The organism is Actinomadura sp. 7K507, from assembly GCF_004348425.1.
Taxonomy (GTDB): domain Bacteria; phylum Actinomycetota; class Actinomycetes; order Streptosporangiales; family Streptosporangiaceae; genus Spirillospora.
This window is the reverse complement of the sequence record NZ_SMKK01000050.1, coordinates 1-15,546: the sequence shown is the minus strand read 5'-3', so window position 1 is coordinate 15,546 and position 15,546 is coordinate 1. Positions and strand designations below refer to the sequence as shown.

Annotated in this window: 9 protein-coding genes and 1 pseudogene; 7 read left to right on the top strand and 3 right to left on the bottom strand. The window is 72.8% G+C overall.

Annotation, left to right across the window (positions count from 1 at the left end; genetic code table 11):
* The first annotated feature begins 334 nt into the window (after window positions 1-334).
* The 4 genes and pseudogenes from E1285_RS13910 to E1285_RS47315 all read left to right on the top strand — a co-directional run.
* Window positions 335-6,214: a hypothetical protein gene (locus E1285_RS13910; protein WP_132151924.1), complete on the top strand. Its 5,880-nt coding sequence runs from the start codon at window positions 335-337 to the stop codon at window positions 6,212-6,214.
* The gene (locus tag E1285_RS13905) at window positions 6,211-7,614 is read left to right on the top strand and encodes an MBL fold metallo-hydrolase (protein ID WP_132151922.1); all 1,404 of its coding nucleotides are present in this window, start codon (window positions 6,211-6,213) and stop codon (window positions 7,612-7,614) included. The genes E1285_RS13910 and E1285_RS13905 overlap by 4 nt, the downstream gene beginning before the upstream one ends.
* Window positions 7,589-8,296: an MBL fold metallo-hydrolase RNA specificity domain-containing protein gene (locus E1285_RS13900; RefSeq protein WP_165966606.1), complete on the top strand. Its 708-nt coding sequence runs from the start codon at window positions 7,589-7,591 to the stop codon at window positions 8,294-8,296. The genes E1285_RS13905 and E1285_RS13900 overlap by 26 nt, the downstream gene beginning before the upstream one ends.
* Before the next feature lie 206 nt (window positions 8,297-8,502).
* A pseudogene (locus tag E1285_RS47315) lies at window positions 8,503-9,201 on the top strand (SGNH/GDSL hydrolase family protein); the annotation flags it as partial.
* On the opposite strand, the gene E1285_RS13890 reads toward E1285_RS47315, so the two are convergent.
* Window positions 9,200-10,447 (bottom strand): Cmx/CmrA family chloramphenicol efflux MFS transporter, encoded by a 1,248-nt coding sequence (locus tag E1285_RS13890; protein ID WP_132151918.1) that lies wholly within the window; start codon window positions 10,445-10,447, stop codon window positions 9,200-9,202. The pseudogene E1285_RS47315 and the gene E1285_RS13890 sit on opposite strands and share 2 nt — an antisense overlap.
* A 282-nt stretch (window positions 10,448-10,729) precedes the next feature.
* Here E1285_RS13890 and E1285_RS13885 point away from each other — a divergent pair, with 282 nt between their 5' ends.
* Together E1285_RS13885 and E1285_RS13880 are read left to right on the top strand one after the other, a co-directional pair.
* Complete coding sequence (locus E1285_RS13885; RefSeq protein ID WP_132151916.1) at window positions 10,730-11,302, top strand: TetR/AcrR family transcriptional regulator; 573 nt, start codon at window positions 10,730-10,732, stop codon at window positions 11,300-11,302.
* Window positions 11,292-12,104 (top strand): amidohydrolase family protein, encoded by an 813-nt coding sequence (locus E1285_RS13880; RefSeq protein ID WP_132151914.1) that lies wholly within the window; start codon window positions 11,292-11,294, stop codon window positions 12,102-12,104. The genes E1285_RS13885 and E1285_RS13880 overlap by 11 nt, the downstream gene beginning before the upstream one ends.
* A 21-nt stretch (window positions 12,105-12,125) precedes the next feature.
* Here the strand turns inward: E1285_RS13880 and E1285_RS13875 are convergent, their stop codons facing one another.
* The gene (locus E1285_RS13875; RefSeq protein WP_132151912.1) at window positions 12,126-13,154 is read right to left on the bottom strand and encodes a YbhN family protein; all 1,029 of its coding nucleotides are present in this window, start codon (window positions 13,152-13,154) and stop codon (window positions 12,126-12,128) included.
* A 259-nt stretch (window positions 13,155-13,413) separates the two neighbouring features.
* Between E1285_RS13875 and cqsA the strand changes: the two genes are divergently transcribed.
* A complete protein-coding gene (cqsA, locus tag E1285_RS13870; RefSeq protein ID WP_132151910.1) occupies window positions 13,414-14,580 on the top strand; it encodes an alpha-hydroxyketone-type quorum-sensing autoinducer synthase in 1,167 nt (388 codons plus the stop codon).
* Window positions 14,581-14,590: 10 nt separating this feature from the next.
* On the opposite strand, the gene E1285_RS13865 is transcribed toward cqsA, so the two are convergent.
* On the bottom strand, window positions 14,591-15,546 hold a 956-nt coding region (locus tag E1285_RS13865; RefSeq protein ID WP_347814078.1), incomplete at its 5' end, for an oxygenase MpaB family protein.

Here is a 15,546-nt window from a genome sequence, read left to right as displayed (position 1 = left end):
CCCGTCCGCCATGGCGGTGCGCTGGTGGAACGTGCACGCGGAGGGCCCGCCCTTCGTCGTCGCGGTGGCAGCGGATGCGCGGGGGAGCCGACGCGCCTGGTGCATGGGACGTCCAGAGCCGCACACAGGTTTACACACGATCAACGACTATGGTTGTTAATTTGATCAACACAAACTTTGCACATTGATGGAAGAAATCCTATGTTCTGGGTTACGCTCGCGTCACCGGCTGCACAGGGGTGTGGTGGTGGTGAGAGAGAGCGGGCGATCCAGGATGGGGCAAGGTTCTCGGTCTGAAGGGTGCCATGAGGGGGCGGCGCCTTTCGGGCCTCTCGTGGAATGTGGCGCCGGGCTGGCCGAGCTTGAGGAAGTGGCGCTGGCGGCGGTATCCGCCGCGGACATGCGGGACCTCCTGCGGATGAGCCCGCAGGAACTGGTTCGCGCGGTTCTGGAGGCCGTACGCCTCGGAGGTGCGAAGAAGATCCCACCAGGCGGGCCCGAACAGGTGCTGCGCAGCATGCGTCACGGGACGACGAGGCAGCGGACCAATTTGCGGTCCCTCATCGGCGGCGTCTTTGGCCACGGCTTCGTGAACGCCGACGGGCTCGACGCGGACGATTGCGTGGCGCTTCTCGACGCGGGCACCGCCGCTGACGTCCTCGCACGGGCGCCCCGTCTGCGGACACTGCTGGCCTGGGAGGCCCCCGAGACGGTCGCGCGCTGGGGCCTGGTCCGGGTGGTCAGGGAGGGCCGCCCGCTCGCCGTGGTCGCGCTCGGCCTGCTGGCGGCGGAGCCCGCCGGGCGGATGCCCGGCGCGCGGGCCATGTGGGCGGCGTGCCAGGAGGAGTATCCGGAGTTGCCCGAACGCCCCGTCACTTTTCTGGAGTTGCGGGAAGTGGCGCAGCGAGGCCCGGTAGGGACCGTCACCGCCTCTCGGCCCGAGGAACTGGCGACCGCGCTGGACGAGCTGCGCGGCCGGTTCCCGGACGCGGCCGACGCGGCAGAGAGCACCGCAGGGAGCCTGCGGGAGGGGCGCCGCCCGGATGACGGCGACCTCGCCCTCATCCAGGGGGTGGTGGCGGATTTCGACGGAATCAGGGCACGGATCGATGCCGCGCTTCCGGGGGATCACGTCGCGGAACTGTCCGCGCTCGCGGCCGCCGTGGAGACCGGGCGGCGGAGGGGGCGGGCCCTCGCGTTGCGTGGCATCGAAGGACCGGAGTTCGTGGCCGGGCTGCTGGAGGAGGTGCGGCGGGCGGCGCCCGGCGACGACGGCGGCCTCGGGCTCGCGGTCCTGGCCGAACTCATCGACGTGATGGCCGACAAGGGAGAGCAGGCACGCGGCCCGGCCCTGGCCGAACGGGCGCGCGCCGAACTGCCGGCCGGCTGGCATGGCCTGATCGATGTCGCGTTGATGGGCCGGCTCTCGGTCGCGGACGTCACGGGCGAGGTCGTGGCCCCGCCCTTGGTGGGCGGGCCGACCGTGCAGGAGGAGGTCCCCGATGTCGTGGACGTCCCCGTCCCCCGGAAGGCCCCGGAGGCTGAAGCCGTTGCGGCCGCCGTCCCGGAGCGCGGACCTCGGAACGAGGACGAGGCGCTTGCCGACGAGGTCGACCTGTCCTCCCTCGACGCCTTTCTTGAACGGGCGCTCCCGGATGACGACGAGCCGGGCGGCAACGAGCCGGACGCCACGATGCCGAGCCCGTCCGCCGAACCCGCCGGGGAGGAGCCGCGGACGCCTCCGGAGCATGCCGGCCGTGACGGTGAGTCCGGGGAGAGCGAGCCGCCCGTGTCGGTGGAGGCGGAGGCCGCCGCGCTGCGGGACGGGCGGCTCGGCCTCGCCGGGTGGCTCAGGAAGGCCGCGGGACGAGGCGACGCGGAGGTGAACGCGCGTTGGTGCGCGGCGCTCGCGACGGAGATGGCGGTGTTCGCCGGGCCGCTGTCGGCCGAGTTCGCGATCAAGTCCGGTGAGCTGGACGCCAAGGCGCTGGCGCACGATCCGGCCGGCGGGCTTCTGGCGTGGGCCTCGGCGATCAGGGCCGGGCTGGTGTATCCGGAGGCGGCGCGCCTCACCGAGAGCCTCAACGTCGTCGTGTCCGGCCATGACGTACTGAAGGAGTGCGGGGAGGCCTTCGCGCGGGCTGCGCGCGCGGGGCTGTATCTCGGTCCCGGAACCGACGGCTGGATCCGGGGCGCCGCGAGAGTCGCCGAGGCGCGGCGGGCGGCGTCGAGGGAGGCGGAGCGGCTGCTGGACCAGGCGCCGCATCGCACCAACAAACTGGCCCGTGCGACCGAGGTGTGGAAGGCGCTGCTCCAGGACGGCAGGGAAATCCACGACCTGCTGAAGCCGGCCGCGCAGGACGATCCGGCACGGGCAGGGGACGTCGCGGCGGAGGTCGTCCGGCTGCGTGGCGGCGACCGCGTCGACCGGCTGATCGACGCGACCGACAAACGGGTCAACGGTCCAAAGAAGGGCAAGCCGATCATCGCGAAGGCGCGGGCCAGGCTGCACGAGTGGATCGACGAGGCGCTCGACACCGCCGGGCGGTGGGCGGCCGCGGTCAAGGAGGGCGGCGACACCGGGGCCGGGGAGCGTGACTGGCGGGCGGGGCCGCTGCGTCAGCTGCGGGAGGCGGTCAGCGGGCGGCGCCAGGAGATCGACGTGGCGCTCGCCGCGACGGCGGAGACCGCGGGGGAGGCGGCCGCGCAGGCCGCACGGTCCCTGCTGGCGAGCGTGTTCACTCTGTTGGACGGCCGGGAGCTGCCCGGGGCCGAGCCGCCGCCGGCCCGCGTCCTCAACCGGGACCTGCTGCCCGCCGGCGTATCGCTCGACCCGCACACGCTGAAACTGGACGGCGAGGTCGGCCTGGAGGGACTGGTGTCCGTGGCGATCGCCGGGCCGCCCGACTGGGCGGCCGTGTTCGAGGCACGTGCCGCACGGCTCGACCACCGGGGCACGCAGGCGGTCATCTCCGTCCTCCAGGCGCCCGACCCCGTGACCGCGGCGCGGCTGCGGGCACGCCGGGACGACCTCGTCCGGGACGCCCGGGCGGAAAGGGACGGGCGCGTCGAGAGCATCCGCGACATGATCGCGACGTCCAGGCGGGACGGGCTGCTCACAGAAGGCCAGGAGCGCGAGGCCGAGGAGACGGTGCGGCGGCTTCGCAGTGCCGATCGGCACGACTACGACCGGATCGGCGGGGAGCTCGACGCACTCGCCGCGCGGTTGAGGTCGCAGAGCGAGGCCGCCGTCGCCGACCAGCGCGCCGTCCTCACCGAGCAGGCGGGCGGCCTCCGCGCTGCGGACGTCCAGCGCATCGAGTGGCACATCGAGGCCGGTGACCTGACGACCGCGCGGGAGTTCCTCGCCCAGCTGAAGGCCGGCAAGCACCTTCCCGAAAAGTCGGAAGAGACTGATTTCGGGCGCTTCTACCCGGCATTCCCGGACGTGTTCCACCGCCGGTCGGTGGTGACCGGGAAACGCGCCCGCAAGCAGGAGAGCAGCGGGTACATCGACGAGCTGAAGAACGCCTTGATCGCCGGCCAGGGCGTCGCCGACCCGGGCCTGGACGACCTGCTCAGCGGTGCCGGCATCGACATCGCCGCGATGCGTGAGGCGTCCCGCCGGGTCGCGGGGGAGGGGTTGCGCAAGTGGCTCAACCTCCGGGACGGCCAGGCGAAGACGGCCGGGAACATGCGGTCGCTGATCGGAGCGGTCCTCAAGATGATCGGGCTGGAGGGGACGCAGACCGACGCCGACCAGGCCCCCGAGCGGATGTGGATCGGGATCGACGATGTCCGGCACGTCGGCTCGGTGGGCGGGGCACTGCTTCCCGCGTTCGGCTCGCAGAAGAGCCCGTCGGGTGAGCGGCTGCGCCTGCTGCTGCTCTGGGGACGCCCCGCGCCGCAGCAGCTAGTCGACCTCCTCAGTGGCCAGCCGGAGGGCGAGACGGTACTCGTGTTCTACTTCGGCGTCCTGTCCGCGGGCGACCGGGAAGAGCTTGGCCGTGCCGCTCGCGGCCGTCCCGCGCCGGTCGCCGGCGTCCTGGACGACGCGGCCATCGCCTACCTGGCGTGCCGGCCGCAGGACTGGTCGGTCTCGGTCGCGCTGCTGGCGCCGTTCACGGCCACCAACCCCTACACGCCGGCCGGGGACGTGCCGGAGGAGATGTTCTACGGACGATCCGAGCAGGTCCGCAAGGTGACCGACCGGATGGGGCCGTCGTTCGTGTTCGGCGGGCGGCAGCTCGGCAAGTCGGCGCTGCTGCGCAAGGCCGAACGCGACCTGGACTCCGACCCGAACCGCACGGTGATCCTGGAGAACATCCAGACGGTCGGGAAGGTCCGGTCGATGTCGCTGTGGCCGAAGCTCGGCGACCGGCTCGCGAAGGCGGGCGTGATGCGTTCGGGGCTGGCGAGCCGCGACCAGGTGGTCGAGGCGGTGCGCGCCTGGGCCGACGCCGACGGGAACCGGCAGCTCCTGATCCTGCTGGACGAGGCCGACAGCTTCCTCAATCAGGACGCCGAGCGCGGCCGCTTCGAGGACGTCACCGCGCTGCGCACCCTCATGGAGGACACGGGCCGCCGCGTCAAGGTGGTATGGGCGGGACTGCACCAGACCGCCCGGTTCCACAGCCTGCCCAACCAGCCTCTGGCGCAGCTGGGCGAGCCCATCGCGATCGGCCCACTGGAGCCGCAGGACGCTTTCGACCTGCTCGTCCGGCCGCTCGCCACGCTCGGGTTCGTGTTCCCCGAGACGCTCGCCGCCCGCGTGATCGCCGAGGCGAACAACGCCCCCGCCCTGGTCCAGCTGTTCGCCGAGAAACTGCTCGCCCGCCTGCGGGAGACGCCGCGGCCGCTCCCGTACGGGATCACCGGCGAGGACGTGGCGGAGGTGTGGCGCGACCAGAAGCTCGTCCGCGGCTTCCAGGACCGGTTCGAATGGACGCTGAACCTGGACAAGCGGTACAAGGTCATCGCCTACACCGTCGCGCTGCACGCGCTCGGCGACGGCGCCGACGCGTCCCTCAGCGTGAAGGAGCTTCGCGAGGAGTGCCGCTACTGGTGGGCGAAGGGCTTCAAGGACTGCAGCGGCGACGACTTCCGCAGCCTGCTCGCCGAATGCGTCAACCTGGGCGTGCTCGGCGTGGACGAGGACAGGTACCGGTTGCGCACCCCGCACGTCCTGCGGCTGCTCGGCGGCGCCCGCGAGGTCGAGAACGCGCTGGAGAACGCGGGCGACTTCGACGAGCCCGACCACTTCGACGCGCACTCCTACCGGATGGCGCACAAGGAAGGCCCTGACCGCGCGCCCCTCAGCATCGGGCAGATCACCGGGCTGCTGCGTCCCGGCCGTCTCGTCCACCTGGTGGCGGGTTCGTCGGCCCTGCACGCCGAGCGGGTCGTCGCGTCGCTGGAGGCGATGCCGTCCGACCGGTCCGACCTGCGCATCGGGGTCGTCCGGCCGGGGGAGGGGACGTTCGCGAGCCGGGTGCTGCGCGCCCGCCGCCACCCCGGCCACGACGTGATCGTCGCCGACCTGCACGCGGTGCGCGACGGCGACCAGTTCGAACGGCGGTTCGCGGAGGCGCGCGAGGCGGTCGCCGACCGGTCGGGCGAGGGGACGCTCGCCGTCGTGCTCGTCGCCGGGCCCGCGTCGTCCGCGGCGTGGCTCCGGTACGCGGGCGACGACGACGTCGAGCTGGTGCCACTGCGGCGTTTCGACCCGCCGGCGATCCGGCAGTGGATGCTGGAGGACTCCCTCGGGTTCCCCGACGACGCCGGGCAGCGCGAGCTGGTCCGGCGCACGGGCGGCTGGCCCGCGCTGGTCGGACGGGTCGTCACCGCGTTCGCCGAGCACGGCGGCGACCGTGACCACGTGCTGGAGAACGTGCTGCGGCAGGTGCGTGGCAAACCTGAGATGTTCCTCAGCGATACCGGAGTGCGGGCCGACCCGTGCCTGGCCGCCGCTTGGCTGACCCTGGTCGGCGACGACGCCCGCGACACCCCCGAGGACCTCGCCACCCTCCTCACCCTCTACGGCGAGGAGGGGACGGCGGGGCTCATGCCCGGCGACCTGCGCGATCACGGCTACGACAGCGCGCACGACCTGGTGGAGGCGCTGCTGGTACTCGGCGCGCTGGAGCCGGGGGACGGGGCGCTGGCGTGCGAGCCGGTCCTCGCCGAGGTGACTCGCTGGGCGGAGGGCACGTGACCCTCACCGAGCCCGCCGTCGCCGAGGAGGCGCTCGGTCCCGTCCTGCGCGCTGTCGCGCTCGCGGTGCTCGACCGTCCGCCCGCCGTCCGCCTCCGGCCCGACCCCGGTCTCCTGGTCGAGGAGCACACCCCGATGCTGCTGTCGGCGCTCGCGCGGTCCCCTGCGCTGCGCCGCCGGGCGGCCGCACGGCTGACGGAGGCGGGCGCCGGGGACGAGGCCCGTGCGCTGGCCGTCGTCCTGCTCCATCCCGACGGCGCGGTCGTCGAGGCCGGGCTGACGTGGATCGAACGCCGCGACCGGGCCGCGGACCGCGCGAGCCGGGAGGCCGGCCGCGCCGCCCGCAAGATCGACGACCTGCGGAAACGGCTCAGGACCTCGCAGGGGCGCTTGGAATACGCGCAGCGCGACGTGCGCGAGGTCAGGCGGCTGCTCGACGACACCCGCGAGGCGCTCGCCGAACAGGAGGAACGCGCAGAGGACCTGACCCGGCGGCTCGGGATCGAGCGGCGGAGCTGGAGCGAGCCGCGCGGCCTGGCCGCCGCGCTCCTCGGCGCGCTCGAGCAACCGCCGCCGCGCCCGGCCGAGGACGCCGAGGCCCGCGATCCACGCAGTAACGCCGGTTCCGGTCCGGCACCGCCCGCTGAGCACCGCAGCGCGCACCTGGCCGCCGCGGCCCGGGCCGCCCGCCGTGACCCCGGTGAGATCCTTTCGGTGCTGCGCGCCATCGTGGACCCAGCCCCGCCGCCGGTCTCGGTGACCGCGGAACTCGGCCTGCGGGTCGTCCCGCTCGGCGGCGACACCCACATCGGCGGGTCCTGCGTCCTCGTCGAGGCCGGCGGCACCCGGATCCTGATCGACGCCGGGCTCAGGCCCGGCGACCGCGCCGAGCCGCCCCGCGGTATCGATCAGGCCCTGGACGGGCGGCTGGACGCGGTGGTCGTCACCCACGCCCACAACGATCACTGCGGCTACGTCCCCGCCCTCGTCGCCCGGCGCCCGGACCTGCGCGTGCTCGGCACGCCGGAGACCGTGGCGCTCATGCCGGTGATGTGGACGGACACGGCCAAGGTGGCGGCGGCCGGGGAACGCCGCCTGGCCCGCTGGGGCGCCGGCGCCGAGGTCCTCTACGGCCGGCGGGACGCCGAGGCCGCGGCCGGTCGCTGCGAGGAACTGGCGTTCGGCGTCCCCCGCCGGATCGGCGCGCTGACCGTCGAGCTGTTCCCGTCCGGGCACATCCTCGGCGCGGCCGGCGGTGGTGGTCCGAGCCGGGGACCGCCGTGCCGTCGTCACCGGCGACATCTCCGGCTTCCGGCAGGAGACCGTCGGCGGTTACGCCGTCCCGGAGGCCGCTCGCGCCGCCGACCTCCTGGTCATGGAGTCCACCTGCTGTACCGATGACCACGACCGGCGCGACGCGGGCGTGGACCGGCTGGTGCGCGCCGTCGCCGAGATCCACCAGGGCGGCGGCCGGGTGCTGATCCCCGCGTTCGCACTCGGGCGCGCCCAGGAGATCGCGCTGATCCTGCGGCGGCTGCTGCCCGAGGTTCCGGTCCGCGTGGACGGCATGGCCGCCGAGCTGGCCCGCGTGTTCGAGACGCTGAACCCGCGCCTGCGGATCTTCGAGGGCGCCACCGCCGTCGCCGACCGACCCGCCGAACTCGACTCCTTCCGGACCGGGGTCGTCATTTCCACCTCGGGCATGCTGAACGGCGGCCCCGCCGTCCAGTGGGCTCGCAGGATCCTGCCCGAGCCGGGTGGCGCGCTGTTCATATCCGGCTACCAGGACGAGGAATCGCCGGGCCGGGCGCTGCTCGACCTCGCCGCAACGGGCGGTACTTTCACGCTGCCCGATCACGACGGCGCGGTCACCGTCCCCGTCCACGCACGGGTCGAGACGATGCGGCTTTCGGCCCACGCCGACCGGCGGGGCCTTCTCGATATCGCCGAGGAGGTGGCGGCCCGGGAGATCATGCTGGTTCACGGCCTTCCCAAGCGTCAGCGCAGGTTCGGCGAGACTCTCCGGGTCCGCGGAGAACGCACGGCCGTCACCGGCGCCTGGAGTGCGAAGAACGCCATATAAGAAGAGGCTTGTGGGGTTTCTGGGGCTGTTGGGGTTCAAGAATTAATGGTTGGCTATTTTGGGTCTTGACAGGACTTGATTGGTGAGAGTCGTGGATTTTGGTCGCAAATCATGACAAATGTTGTTGATCAGATCAGGGGCTTGAGGGAATGGTGGGGCGGGTATAAGGCGGGCGTCACAATTCGATACGTCGCTCCGGAGTGCAGATGCGTCTATCTCGCCCCCTTCTGTCCGCTTTCGGTGCGGTGACTCTCGCCGCCGGTTCAATGGTGTGGTCCGGGGCCGCCTACGCGGCCGGGCCCCACTATGTCGCACTCGGGGATTCCTACTCGTCCGGCACGGGGGCCGGAAGCTACGACCCGGACAGCGGGGCGTGCAAGCGCAGCGCCAACGCCTACGCGAACCTGTGGGCGTCGGCGAACGCCACGGAGTCGTTCAAGTTCGTCGCCTGCTCGGGGGCGACGACCACGAGCGTCGCCAGCGGGCAGCTCGGCGCGCTCGGGTCCTCCACGACGCTCGTGAGCGTCACGGCCGGCGGCAACGACGCCGGCTTCAGCGACGTCATGCAGACGTGCGTGCTGAACTCGACCTCGACGTGCCAGAACAGGGTGGCGCAGGCCGAGGGCTACATGAGGGACACCCTGCCGGGCCGCCTCGACTCGCTGTACTCGAAGATCCGGTCCAGGGCGCCGTCCGCGCGCGTGGTGGTGCTCGGCTACCCGCGCCTGTACACGATCGTCGACTGGTGCGTGGGGCTGAGCAACGCCAAGCGCACGGCCCTCAACGGGGCCGCCGACACGCTGGCCGGGGTGACCCGCCAGGCCGCGGGCCGCGCCGGGTTCACCTGGTCCGATGTGCGGGACGAGTTCTCCGGGCACGAGCTGTGCTCCGGTGACGACTGGCTCAACGCGGTGACGATCCCGATCGAGTCGTCCTACCACCCGACCGCGCGCGGCCACCGCCTCGGCTACCTGCCCGCGATGACCGCCTCCGCCAAGACCGCCGTGAAGAACCCCGCCCGGACCGGCCTGCGGGCAGACGCGTGACGGCGAGCGCGAGGGCCATGAGCGCCGCGCTCACCCAGACGGGCGAGCGGTAGCCGAGGCCCGCGCCGATCGCGATGCCGCCGAGCCACGGGCCGGCCGCGGCGCCCACGTTGAACGCGGCGGTCGCGAAGCCTCCGGCCAGCGTCGGCGCCGCGGCGCCCCGGTCCAGCACGCGCGCGATCAGCGCGGGCCCGGTGCCGAACGCGACCATGCCCTGGACGAACACGAGCACGATCACCGCCGCCGGGTTCCCGGCCGTCAGCGCGAGGACGGCCCACCCGGCGGCGAGCGCCGTCATGCCGGTCGTGATGAGCGCGGCCGGATGCGCGTCGGCGATCCGCCCGCCGATGGTGACGCCCGCGAAGGACCCCGCGCCGAAGAGCGCGAGCAAGGCCGGCACCCAGGCGGAGCCGATGCCGGCGACGTTCGTGGCCAGCGGCGCGAGGTAGATGAAGGTGCAGAACGTCGCTCCCTGGAAGAGCGCGTTCACGGTGAGGGTGAGGACGAGGCGCCCGTCGGCCAGGGCGCGCAGTTCCCCGAGCGCGCTCGCGGCGGACGGCTGTTCCTCCGGGATCGTCCTGGCGATCGCGATGAGCGCGGGCACCGAGACGATGGCGACGGCCCAGAACGAGGCCCTCCATCCCCAGTGTCCGCCGAGGAGCGCGCCCGCCGGGACACCGGCGACGCATGCGACAGTGACGCCGCCGACGACGACGGACATGGCGCGGGCGCGGGCGGCGGGGGCGGCCAGCGCGGCCGCGGTGGCCAGGGCCACGGCCCAGAATCCGGCGTTGGCGAGGGCGGCGGCCACGCGGGTCGCGAGCAGCAGCGCGTAGTTCGTGGCGAGCGCGCCGATGACGTGGACGGCGATGAAGGCGCCCAGGAACACCAGGAGGGCGCGGCGGCGCGGCCATCGGCGGGTCAGGAGCGCCATCGCGGGCGCGCCGACCACCATGCCGACGGCGAACGCGGAGGTGAGCATCCCGGCCGCGGGGATGGACACGTGCAGGTCGGCGGCGATGCCCGGCACCAGGCCGGCCAGCATGAACTCCGAGGTGCCCTGGGCGAACACGGCCAGGGCGAGGACGTAGACGGCGAAAGGCATGGGGGACTCCCGAGTCGGCGAACAGGTCGTCTGATCGGTCGGGGGCTGTGCCTGTACGGCCGTCCGGCGTCGTCACGGAACGGCGGAGACGACGATCCGCACGCGTGATCGCGTGGGGGATCGGGTCAAAGGCGAGACAGCCCGCGTCAGGCGACCCGCTCGATCGGGGGTCGCCCGGGAGTCAGCGTCTATCCGACTCGGGGCTGGACATGGGCATCAGGCTAGCAGTCGGCCATGGCCGGGTTGACAGAACATTGTTCTAGGGTGCCAAAATAATGTTCCGTGAACGAGGTCGGTCGGGACAAGGTGCTGCGCGCGGCGCTGGAGCTGTTCGGGCGCGGCGGGGTCGCCGGGACGACCCTCAGCAGCCTCCGGGCGGCGAGCGGCGTGAGCGTGGGCAGCTTCTACCACCACTTCGCGGGCAAGGAGCAGGTCGCCGAGGCGCTGTTCATCGAGTGCCTCGCGATGTATCAGGACGCCTTCCTGGAAGAGCTTCGGGCGCATGACAGCGCGCGCGGGGCGGTGCCAGGGGTGGTGGCGTTTCATGTGCGGTGGTGCAGGGAGCATCCCGAGCGGGCGAGGTTCATGTTCACGGAACGTCCGTCCGGAAGCGCCGGGCTGGCCGATCGCAACCGGTCGTTCTTCCGTGAGGTCCGCAGCTGGTGGCGCGTCCAGGTACGGCACGGGGCGTTGATCGACGTGGACGTCGTGACGGCGTTCGTGCTGTGGCTCGGGCCCGCGCAGGAGCTGAGCCGGCTGTGGCTGAACGGCCAGAGCCCAGAGCCGGACGACGTCCAGGTCGCGTCGCTTAGCGAGGCCGCATGGCGGTCGGTGGGAGGTAATCATGGTGATTGACGCGTGGATGCAGCACGGGACGGTGCGGTTCCTCCAGCACGAGATGCTGGATTCGCTGTGGCGGTGGACCGGGCAGAAGCCTCCGGAGGAGGAGGTGCCGGTCGAGATGACGGTCGGCGCCATGGACGCCGGGGGAGTGGACGTCGGGCTCATCAGCGCTTGGTACGGCCCCGAGGGTGCCCTGGTGAGCAACGACGAGGTCGCCTCGTTCGTCGGACAGGCCCCGCCGGGGCGCCTGGAGGGCGTCGCGTCAGTGGACCTGCGCAAGCCCATGGACGCCGTCCGGGAACTGAGGCGGTGCGTGCGCGAACTGGGGTTCAAGGGTCTGCGAGTGGTGCCGTGGCTGTGGGAGCTGCCGCCCACCGACAGGCGCTACTACCCGTTGTTCGCCGAATGCGTGGAGCTGGGCATCCCCTTCTGCACGCAGGTCGGCCACACGGGCCCGCTGCGTCCGAGTGAGACGGGACGGCCGATCCCCTACATCGACCAGGTCGCGCTCGACTTCCCGGAACTCGTCATCGTCGGCGGGCACATCGGCTATCCGTGGACGGAGGAGATGGTCGCGGTGTGCCGCAAGCACCCGAACGTCTACATCGACACGTCCGCCTACACGGTGCGGAGGTATCCGCCTGAGCTCGTCCGGTACATGGTTCAGGACAGGCAGCACAAGGTCCTGTTCGGCACGAACTTCCCGATGATGACGGCGGAGCGGGCCCTCAAGGGCCTGGACGATCTGGAGCTCCCCGACGGGGCGAGGGAGGCGTTCCTGTCGGGCAACGCCAAGGACGTCTTCCACATCTAATGATCTACAACGTAAAGGCGCTCACCGGCGCAGCGTCCGGCAGGCGAGCAACCCCACCGGGACGGGTGCCCAGAAGGTGACGGCCCGGAACAGCAGGACGGCGTGCAGGGCCGGGCCGGCGGCGATGCCCAGGGCGACGAGCGCTCCGACGAGGGCGGCCTCGGTGGAACCGACGCCGCCCGGGGACGGCACCGCCGAGCCCGCCGCCGCCCCCACCAGGTAGGCGGCCACGAGCGCGAGGACGTCGCCCGGCCCCACGCCCGTCCCGGGCACCGCGAAGGCGCTGAGCGCGAACGCCAGGCCGAGCACGAGCGTGGTCGCGGCGGATCCGGCGAGGACCACCCCGAGGTCGCGCGGGCGGCGGCACAGGTCGGCGATCCCGGCGACGGCCCGTCCGACCGCCTCGGAGCGCAGCACGCGGCGCCCCCACAGCAGGGCGGCCAGGAGCAGCACCCCGGCGCCGATGAGCAGCGGGACGGGCGGGACGAGGCCGGCGGCGTGAGCGGCGTGCCGGCCCAGCGCGTCCAGCAACTGGCCGTTGCCGCCGCCGAGGCCGATGACCGCCCCCAGCAGCAGCAGGTCCGCGGGCACGCCCGCCACCTGCACGGCGGCGACGGTGACCGCGGCCTGGGGGAGCGGGAGCCCGCGGCAGACGAGATAGCGGGTGTTGACCGCCACGGCGCCGAGACCGCCCGGGGTGACGCGGTTGGCGGCCGAGGCGGTGAACTGCGTCAGCGTCGTCTGGTACAGCGGGATCGGCCGACCGGACGCGGCGCGCAGCGCCACCGCGGAGCTGACGAAGTGCAGCACGCAGAGCAGGAGGAGGACGGGCAGGAACGCCCAGCGCATCTGGCCGAACGCCGACAGGGCCGGGCGCAGCGGCCCGGCCGTCACCAGCGCCGCGGTGACACCGCAGGCCAGCAGGATCCCGGCCACGGCCCAGCGGGCCCGGCGGACCCGCGGGATGCGGGGCAGGGGCCCGGCGCGTCCGCCAAGATCGGGGAGCTTGGCGGGCGCCGCGGATTCAGCGCCGGCGGCGATCGTGTTCACACCTCATTGTTCGGCTACCTGGCTGAAGAGTATGCGACCGGCAGGCCTGATCTCCGCGAACGCCGGTGGTACCTTCGCCGCCGCGATCACCCGCGCGCCGGCCCCCGGCGATCATCACAGGAACGGAATGGTTCATTCCGGAGCAGGAAATTTTCTTGCGCGGAGCGCGGTCTTTGACTGACACCTTAGATTCTTTTCACACTATGATTGGGATCCGCTACACCGTGTGACGATCGCATGATGGGGGAGAGTGACGGCCATGACCAGCGCTCACCAGCGGCTGGGCGAACGCATCAGCCGCTTCCGGGGCACCAGGGGCGGACGCCGTCCGCCGACCGCCAAGACCCTGGGCAACCGGACGATCCTACTGACGTGTAGCGACTATCTCGCCCTCGCCGAGCATCCGGCCATCGCCGACGCCATGATCGCCAGCCTGCGGGCGGGGGACGGCGCGGTGCCGGTCCCGGGCCCGTGCCTGCCCGACGACCACCCGCAGATCGCCCTCGGCGCGGAGTTCGCCCGGCACATGGGCGCGCGGGCCGGCGTGCTGTGCCCGTCGGGCTGGGCGGCCAACACCGGGCTCATGCAGGTGGTCGCCGGGCCGGACGTCCCGGTCTACCTGGACGCCCTCGCCCACATGTCGCTGTGGGAGGGGGCGCGGACGGCCGGCGCGGAGCTCGCCTACTTCCGCCACAACGACCTCGGCCACCTGCGCCGCCGCATCGAGGTGGGCGGCTCCGGAGTGATCGCCGTGGACGCCGTCTACAGCACCGACGGCACGGTGTGCCCGCTGCCCGGACTGGTGGAGGTGGCCAAGGCGTACGACTGCCTCCTGGTGGTGGACGAGTCGCACTCGCTCGGCACGCACGGCGCCCACGGGGACGGCCTCGTCGCCGAACTCGGGCTCACCGGCCGTGTCGACTTCCGCACCGCGAGCCTCGCCAAGGCCCTGCCCGGACGCGCGGGCCTGATCGCCTGCGACCGTCCCGGCTTCGCGGACTACTTCGTCCATACCGCGCTCCCGGCCGTGTTCAGCTCCACGCTGCTGCCGCACGACGTCGCGGGCCTCGCCGCGGCGCTGAGGGTCGTGCGGGAGGGCGGCCGCCGCCGCGAGCGGCTGCGCGTCGTCACGCGGCGCCTGCGCGACGGCCTGGCCGAGCTGGGCTACCGGCTCGTGGAGTCCGACTCGCAGATCATCGCGCTGGAGGCGGGCTCGGAGGCCGACGCGACGCTCATGCGCGACGCCCTGGCGGTCCGCGACATCTTCAGCGCGGCGCTGTTCCCGCCCACCGCCTCGGTGGGACGCACTCTCGTCCGTCTCTCCGCCCACGCGGGGTTGAGCGACGACGACGTGAACCGGGTCCTCGCCGCCTGCCGGGCCCTGCGCCCCCGGCTGGCCGAGCAGGCGGCCGCTCCGGCGGGCTGACGGCCGGTGCTCAGGCCGCGGGCTGGTACCTCTCGCGGCGGGTGTGGGCGCCGATGTAGCGGAGCATGCTGCGCAGGGCCCAGTGGTTGATGCCGGTCGGCATCATGCGGTAGCCCTGCCGGTTGGCCATGGCGAGGGCGGCGAACTGGGCCTGGTCGAGCGGCGTCCAGGGGATGTCGAAGCGCTGCCGGACGATCGTGGGCAGGCAGCCGAAGGTGAGCAGGCGCAGGGGACGTTCGATGACGAGGCGTCCGGCGCGGTCGAGGCGCGGGCCGCCGACGGGCAGGACGGCGATGGTGTCCGAGCCGTGCTTGGCGATCTCCAGGGCGCGGGCGGCGGCCGGGGTCAGTTCGAGCTGCTTGGTGCAGACGTGCCAGAACTTGGACTGGAAGGACGCGTAGTCGGCGGGGACGGGACGCATGCTGACGCCGTAGCGGGAGTACCAGGTGACGGTTTCGGCGTACATCTGCTCGTGGTCCTCGGCGGTGAGGGTGCCGGGGTGGAACGTCTCGGCCGCTTTGAAGATCTCCCAGGTGAACGTGGCGTGCGCCCACCAGAACGTCTCGGGTTCCAGGGCGTGATAGCGGCGCGCGTGCTCGTCGACGCCGCCGATGGCGCGGTGCAGGTCGCGGATGGTGCGGGCGCGGGAGTCGCCGTCCGGGGTGAGGATTGTCGCCCAGATCTGCGGGATGGAGCGGTGGATCCGGTCGAACGGCGCGTCGAAGAAGGCGGAGTGCTCGTTGACGCCCGCGCCGATGCCGGGGTGCATGAGCTGCATCAGCCCGGCGGCGGCGCCGGGGAGGAGGGAGCGCATGTCGGCGGCGTGGCGCCACAGCAGCGTGTCGGGGCCGAGCGGCGCGCTGGGGATCGTGCGGGCGCCCGTGTGGGAGCCCGTGTGGGCGCCCGTGCTGGCGCTGGTGTAGGCGTCGGCGCGCGGGGTCGGGCGGGCGGCGGCCGTGACCACGG